Source organism: Nostoc sp. NMS4 (assembly GCF_017115095.1).
Lineage (GTDB): Bacteria > Cyanobacteriota > Cyanobacteriia > Cyanobacteriales > Nostocaceae > Nostoc.
The window spans coordinates 1-5,940 of the sequence record NZ_JABXKI010000041.1 but is presented as its reverse complement, the minus strand read 5'-3'; the positions used below and the strand labels follow the sequence as shown (position 1 = coordinate 5,940).

Here is a 5,940-nt window from a genome sequence, read left to right as displayed (position 1 = left end):
CCTTGTCTCCCTTGTCTCCCTTGTCTCCCTTGTCTCCCTTGTCTCCCTTGTCTCCTACCCCTACTCAAATATATGGTGAAACATCTTCACCGCATTTATCTGCTAAATAAGAGAGGGCGCGGAAACGTAAGCCTACCATCTGCTCATATAATGGGTTGATTTTACACATCGGTGGGATATGCACAATCTTGCGTCCAAATAGGGTGACATCCCGTTCAAAGGGACACTGGGAGGGAATCATTTTACACAAAAAGCGGGCTACTCTTGGGTCTTGGATATCTAGCCCATCGAGCCAGTCTTGCAGGGGATGTAGGGCATTAATTTGACGCTTTGTTAGCCCAGTGCTGGCGATAGTGGGGGTAATTTGCTGTGGGTGTTCCAGGGTGTGGCGAAGGGCTTCCAGCAACTTCTCTGGCTGTTCTAAGGCTTGGCAGAACTGTTGCAGAACCTCATCTTCGCTGGGAGAATAAGTACCATCTGCGATCGCTACCATTATCGCTGTCCTTAAGAAATTTTCTGCGGCGGGTGTACCTTTACCCAAGGCTGCGGCTAATTCCTCTGGGGTAATTACCTCTAGTGAATCGAATTTAATCTTAGGAGCTAATTCATTTTCGGTGATGCTGGCAATTAATTCCTGTTCTTGATCGTCAAAATTACCATCAGCCCAAGCAATAGTAAGCAGTCCACGCAACCAAGCGGCAATCTGTTCGTTGCTGTAGGGGGATTGAACGGTACTTGTCATAAACTCACGTCTTAAGCTTTCCTCAGTCACTACTACGCTACCCTAACCAGTGACTATGAAGATAGTGGAAGCAACACAGAAAAATAAATCAGAGAAGTTTTCAAATCGTAACAGTCGGTCTTAAGGTAAAATCCATTTGTAGCTTTATTGAGAATTTTTATACTTAAAGTAAATTTGAATCGTTTACTGATGTTACTTTCTTCTCTGTGGGATTGCGATCGCTAGGTATTAGTTAAATTAAGTTAACTCTAAACAATTAAGGTATATATAATGTTTTTCTTTGGTATTGAGCATGAAGTCGCTTTCTTGAACAATGAGGGGAAGTTTGCTGATTTTTCCCACACAAAGTTTGCTGATTTCAATCAAATTATTGAAAGGCTACCCACATATCCCAGCGACTATCCTCAACTACGTGTGGGTGATGCAGGTATTAAGATCAAAAGATGGTACATTGAGGGATTTGAAAGATTTGCGGATTCTGATGAGGTGATCGACTGTCATGTTAAAGGTATTGAAATTAGAACAACTATCCATTCTAATATTCAAGGCGCTATTACTGAATTATCAGAAAGTTTTGACTTGCTACGTGAGGTTGCTGCTGAATTTGGTTTATCACCAGTTTTGGTTAGCTTCAATCCCTACAATCCAGCTTTTGAGCCTCAACCCCCATTAAACAATTATGAAATCAAACAGTTAGAAGCTTATCCTGACGAACAAACTGCTAATATTCACATGGTATCTTATGGGCCAGATTTAAATATCTCAGTGACAGATTTTTCAACTGAAGATGTGATTGATGTTGGCAGAAAATTAACTTATTACAGTCCCTATATCGTTCCTTTTAGTTATAGCTCTCCCTTTTATAATGGAGGTTTATGGGATGGGCTATCGGTACGAACATTTATCAGAACTGGAAAAAGACCAGCTACTCTGGTTTTTGTTCAAAAAGAAGAACAACTGATTTATAGCACACCTGCCTTAACAAAAATCGCCCGCATTCCGGCGGAAGTGGGACGCATCGAATTTAAGGCTTGTGATAGTTGTGATAATTTTTCAATCTATGCGGCTTTGCTGATATTATTGAAAGGTTTGGTGTTAGATGAAACCTTAGCGGGTAGAGCAACTGTACCCGATGCAGCCTTACACCAAATTTCTGCAAAAGAAGCGTTTGAAAACGAAGATATTTTTGAGAATGCGACAAAAATCTTGCAAGCAGCAGAAGTGGCTTTGGGAGATGACCCAGATGTTCATTATTTAACACCGTTAAAAGTGCTGCTGGCAAAGCGAAAAACAAGATCCCATGAATTAATAGAAATGTTCCATCGCGTAAATTCAATAGAAGAGGTAATAAGGCAGACTTATCAAGTTTAAAGAAAAGATTTATTTTCCTCCTTTTATGAAAGGGGATTAAGAAGAATCTTTATATAAATTGCTACTTTACAAATGTCCTCTAAGGTGCATATTCCTGAAAGTTCTTTGATTGGATAAAGTCTAGCTCACTGAATATAAATAGTAGAGTCATTAACCTGCTAAAATTAGATTAAGTCGATATACCTAGAGACTGATTTTATTGCAACTAAAGATGCAGTAAAGTTCATTCTAGAGATTGATGCAGACGTTAGGTTTTTCAAAGTAAAAGTGTAAACAAGGGAACCTGAAACGAAGGATTTCAATTATGAAATCTAATGATTCTGTGAAATCTAATGATTTTGCTAAAGAATTAAGGTGGTATTTGCTTATTATCCCTTACTAATCCGATGCAGAAATACAAAAGAAATTTCTTCGTCAGGTTCATTTTTTCAAGAACTTCTAGATTGAAGCAGAGCTTGCCAGTTTTATTATTGCTTAAAATTGTTAAGTAAAGGTATATGCTTCGATCTTTCAGTGTAAAGTTATGCGTTGTTAAAGCTGTTATGGAGGATTTCAAATGAAGATGATTACTTCTGTTTTATCTATTTTCCGTCCAGTACGTTTTCTAGTAGTGGCTTTTACTTGCGCCCTAGTCTTATTCTCTAATGCTTTTCCTGCTTTTGCAATTGATAGCTACCAAAGTAACCCCACTGAAGGTACTACACAACTACTTGACATTCAGCGCAAAACTGACCAAGCTGCTAAAGAACCACCACAAGGATTGAAAAAGGTTCAAAAGGAGTCCAATCAAGGACTCAATGAGGTTCAGGGAGCGGCTGATATTGACAAGCAAAAGAGTCCTGAAAATTCCCAGGGTGCAACCTCAGTAGAAGAAAAAGCAAAGAATTTGTTGGATAAAATTACAGGTAAGTAATAGAGTTAATACCTTGGTAATTTTTTGTTAGTAATGGGTGATTGTGTAAAAGCAATCACCCATTACTAATTATTATATAGGGCTAGTACCGGAAAGCGTAATTCGTAATTCGTAAATTCCTGATAATCGTTGCTATGAGCGATAAATCGCTCACTACAAACTAAGAGTTTATTTTATATTTAATTATGTCTACTTATGTCTACCTATTAAGGCATAGGTATAACTATGGAATGTAAGAATTAATCTAAACTCATAATGTTTCCTTTGGTTGATGTGGATTATGTGGAAAATTTGGCAAGTTAATAAATAAGTTTGCTTAGGGATGGAAAACAATGCGTGCGATAAACATTGGTTTGACAGACGAACAGCGTCAAGGTGTAATTAATCTGTTGAATCAAGATTTGGCAGATGCCTATTTACTGTTGGTGAAAACCAAAAAGTATCACTGGGATGTGGTTGGCCCTCAGTTCCGCTCTTTGCACCAGCTTTGGGAAGAACACTACCAAAAGCTGACTCTAAATATTGATGCTTTGGCAGAACGAGTTCGTGCTTTGGGCGGTTATCCTGTTGGCACATTGGAGGGATTTCTCAAGCTTGCTACCCTCAAAGAACATGCTGGTAATGTACCCACAGCAACCGGGATGGTAGCTAATTTAGTGGACGATCACGAGCAGGTTATTCGTAACTTGAGAGACCATGTAGATCAGTCTGGTGAAAAGTTCCACGATCAGGGAACTGCTGACTTTTTAACTGGACTCTTGGAACAGCATGAACAAATCGCTTGGATGCTGCGTTCATTTATTGAAGGCGAGGCAATAGACTCAGATGGTAGAAAGCCAACAGCAGGGGCTAAGACTCCCGTAGGTGTATAGTTTATAACATCTGAGTTCACGATCGCTAACTCTGAAACTAGTTGAGGGAGGGTTGATTCCTCCCTCAAATGGTGTGAAAAAATGAATCCGCCTGGATCTACTCAAAACAACATAATACAAGGAGTTTTTAAGTGCCAGAAGTATATAAAGCAGAACGTACAATTTCTGCTGTATTCAAAGAGCAGAAGCAAATTGATGATGTAATTAGACGTTTACTAGACAGGGGTGTACCTAGAGATCATATTTCGGTCATGGGTAGAAATTTCCAATCGGAAACGAGAATCGCTGGCTTTATTAGTAAAAAAGATGTGATTCTCGGAGGTTTGAGAACAGGAGCAGTTTTTGGTTCCTTGTTTGGTTCCTTTCTCAGCTTGCTTACGGGTGTAGGCGTATTGTTTATTCCCTTTGTCGGCCCAATTGTGGCAGCAGGACCGATTGGTGCAGTGCTATTGGGGGCTGCTAGTGGAGCGATCGCAGGTAGCGCAGGTGCCGGTCTAGTATCGGTTCTAACTACTTTGGGAATGCCAGAAGATAAAGCGGCTATCTATCAAACTCGCTTACAAGCTGGCGAATTTTTCGTGATGGCAGAAGTTCCGAGCGATCGCACTGGCGAATTTCAATTGCTGCTCGAAAGTGCTGGTGGCGAAGAAATTCACACGATTGAGAAAACTCTGGCTCGTTCTTGTTCTGGTCAGTGCAACAGTCCAGCAGACTTGTCTCCTGAAGTTCGCGCTCATCTTTCTGAAGAAGCTCAGAGTACATTCATTGAACGCTATAATGCTGTACTCAGTGAAAGAAGTGACGAGTTCACGGCTGAACAAGCTGCTTGGGAGACTATTCACCAGCAATATGATGAAGATGAAAATGGTGTCTGGTCTAAAGCTAAGGTGAAAGCTTAAAGTACTGCGCCTCAGAAATTATCTCCCAATCTACTAGGAAATCTCCTAAACAAACTTCATGTCAGGGATTTCCAACAAATAAATTATCCAATTTTGTGGGGTGGGCTTTTAGGTCTATCCCACAAAAAGTAAGTATATTGGCAATAATATGGGATTATTTGTACATATTTATACGTATTCAACAAGCGATCGCACTTAGATAGAAATTGCCTAGCTCTGAAGAGAGTTTGCATAATTTCGGATACATTACCGCAAATGCGCTGACATTTTATTTTCCCCTCTTCATAAATTCCGCAAAAACACCGTTACGCTATTTGTGCTTGTGATCAAAACTTAGAGCATCCAGTTTATGAGGGCGTATTTATGACCAACCCTGTAAAGACGGTTATCCAAGTCAATCTGGAGATGGCTCTAGAAGTAGCTCAAGAATTGGAGCAAGCTCCATACACTCAACTCGGTGGTTATTGTTTGGAGATTTTACGCGAAATCGGATGTGCTGGTACTGAACTGCCAGTTAACTTACAAACTCGCGATCAGCAACTAAACTTTATTACAGGCTTTGCATCTTATGCTTTTGGGGAGGTACAAAGTGTATAAAGCGTTAATTGATGATATATTTTCTGATTCAGAAGATACAGAAGAAATTACTTTTCCTGCCACAGATGAAGATTTGTTAATCTTAACAGAAAAATTTTTAGGGTTTGAAATTCCCTCAAAGGTTTTCTTGCAAGCTATAGCCATTGCTGATTATGACGGTGCAGCTGCTTTTCGCTACGTTGATAATTATTTGGCTACTCTCAAAAATAAGAAGAAGCGTAAGCAGAAAAAATTACTTGTGTTAGGTTGTTCGACTAGGTTTGACAATAATTGACGTGCTTATTCACCAGCCAACTAAAAACCAATACGATTTAGATAAGATAATTTGCACAACCGATGTAGAGACGTTGCATTGCAACGTTTCTACACAGATTTATCCCAAATAGACAAGAAAGAACAAATTAGAAATTATCTAGAAGCTGGTGGTGAGATATTTTTGAGGACAAGCATTTTTAATCTGTGTGCTAATTACGAATTAGGATTACTCTTTGGCAAGACAAACTTGTTCATAGCTTTTACCAGCAATATCCCAAGTGAATTCTGTTT

8 protein-coding genes are annotated in these 5,940 nt (G+C 39.4%); 7 read left to right on the top strand and 1 reads right to left on the bottom strand.

From position 1 onward, the window contains the following. Positions 1-64 precede the first annotated feature (64 nt). Positions 65-742, bottom strand: a complete 678-nt coding sequence (locus HWQ37_RS01625; RefSeq protein ID WP_292742975.1) for a Mo-dependent nitrogenase C-terminal domain-containing protein — start codon at positions 740-742, stop codon at positions 65-67. A gap of 270 nt (positions 743-1,012) precedes the next feature. Here HWQ37_RS01625 and HWQ37_RS01620 point away from each other — a divergent pair, with 270 nt between their 5' ends. The 7 genes from HWQ37_RS01620 to HWQ37_RS01590 all read left to right on the top strand — a co-directional run. Continuing rightward, positions 1,013-2,113 carry a glutamate-cysteine ligase family protein gene (locus HWQ37_RS01620; protein WP_292742973.1) on the top strand — a complete coding sequence of 367 codons (1,101 nt, stop codon included), beginning with the start codon at positions 1,013-1,015 and terminating at the stop codon, positions 2,111-2,113. 556 nt (positions 2,114-2,669) lie between these two features. Continuing rightward, a complete protein-coding gene (locus tag HWQ37_RS01615; protein WP_292742971.1) occupies positions 2,670-3,026 on the top strand; it encodes a hypothetical protein in 357 nt (118 codons plus the stop codon). 332 nt (positions 3,027-3,358) lie between these two features. Beyond that, positions 3,359-3,898, top strand: a complete 540-nt coding sequence (locus HWQ37_RS01610) for a Dps family protein (protein WP_292742969.1) — start codon at positions 3,359-3,361, stop codon at positions 3,896-3,898. A 131-nt stretch (positions 3,899-4,029) separates the two neighbouring features. Then, the gene (locus HWQ37_RS01605; RefSeq protein ID WP_292742967.1) at positions 4,030-4,797 is read left to right on the top strand and encodes a ChaB family protein; all 768 of its coding nucleotides are present in this window, start codon (positions 4,030-4,032) and stop codon (positions 4,795-4,797) included. 363 nt (positions 4,798-5,160) lie between these two features. Next, positions 5,161-5,394 (top strand): hypothetical protein, encoded by a 234-nt coding sequence (locus tag HWQ37_RS01600; RefSeq protein ID WP_292742965.1) that lies wholly within the window; start codon positions 5,161-5,163, stop codon positions 5,392-5,394. Next, positions 5,387-5,668, top strand: coding sequence for a hypothetical protein (locus HWQ37_RS01595; RefSeq protein ID WP_292742964.1), 282 nt, complete (start codon positions 5,387-5,389; stop codon positions 5,666-5,668). Before HWQ37_RS01600 ends, HWQ37_RS01595 begins: the two co-directional genes overlap by 8 nt. Positions 5,669-5,746: 78 nt before the next feature. After that, the coding region (locus HWQ37_RS01590; RefSeq protein ID WP_292742963.1) for a hypothetical protein at positions 5,747-5,940 on the top strand (194 nt) is incomplete at its 3' end.

Bases quoted from the DNA above. Each gene is read 5' to 3' on its own strand.
- HWQ37_RS01625 (WP_292742975.1), bottom strand. From the start codon at position 742: ATGACAAGTACCGTTCAATCCCCCTACAGCAACGAACAGATTGCCGCT.
- HWQ37_RS01620 (WP_292742973.1), top strand. From the start codon at position 1,013: ATGTTTTTCTTTGGTATTGAGCATGAAGTCGCTTTCTTGAACAATGAG.
- HWQ37_RS01615 (WP_292742971.1), top strand. From the start codon at position 2,670: ATGAAGATGATTACTTCTGTTTTATCTATTTTCCGTCCAGTACGTTTT.
- HWQ37_RS01610 (WP_292742969.1), top strand. From the start codon at position 3,359: ATGCGTGCGATAAACATTGGTTTGACAGACGAACAGCGTCAAGGTGTA.
- HWQ37_RS01600 (WP_292742965.1), top strand. From the start codon at position 5,161: ATGACCAACCCTGTAAAGACGGTTATCCAAGTCAATCTGGAGATGGCT.